This window comes from Streptococcus sp. GMD4S (genome assembly GCF_000296955.1).
This window is the reverse complement of the sequence record NZ_AJRE01000374.1, coordinates 1-634: the sequence shown is the minus strand read 5'-3', so window position 1 is coordinate 634 and position 634 is coordinate 1. Positions and strand designations below refer to the sequence as shown.

At 46.2% G+C, this 634-nt stretch carries 1 pseudogene; it reads right to left on the bottom strand.

The features are described from left to right. Positions 1–634 (bottom strand): annotated as a pseudogene (gene glmM, locus GMD4S_RS09990) (phosphoglucosamine mutase); the annotation flags it as partial.

Genomic DNA, 634 nt, shown 5'->3' with positions numbered 1-634 from the left:
GCCTTATGGAAGCCAAGGTTAGACATAACCGTTGTCACGATGGTATTTTGAGCCAACTGGCCTTTTTCAGAAAGGTATTTCCCGATGATGTACATGATCTTATCACCATCGACGATGTCGCCATTTTCATCAACAGCAATCAAGCGGTCACTGTCTCCGTCAAAGGCCAAACCAATAGCTGACTGGCTTTCTTTGACCACTTCTTGAAGAGCTTCTGGATGTGTAGAACCCACATTCAAGTTGATGTTAAGACCATCTGGTGTCTCGCCGATAACAGTTATTTGAGCCCCAAGGTCTGCAAAGATTTGACGAGCACTCGTAGACGCTGCACCGTTAGCTGTATCCAAGGCCACTTTCATCCCTTCAAGAGGAGTTCCAGTTGAAACAAGGTAGCCTTCATACTTACGCAAACCTTCTGGATAGTCCACCAAGGTTCCCAATCCTTTGGCACTTGGACGAGGAAGGGTGTCTTCGGCAGCATCCAACAAGGCTTCGATTTCTGCTTCTTTTTCATCATCAAGTTTGAAGCCATCCCCACCAAAGAATTTAATTCCATTATCAAGGGCTGGGTTGTGACTAGCGGAAATCATGACACCTGCACTGGCTCCCTCAGTTTTGACCAAATAAGCTACTG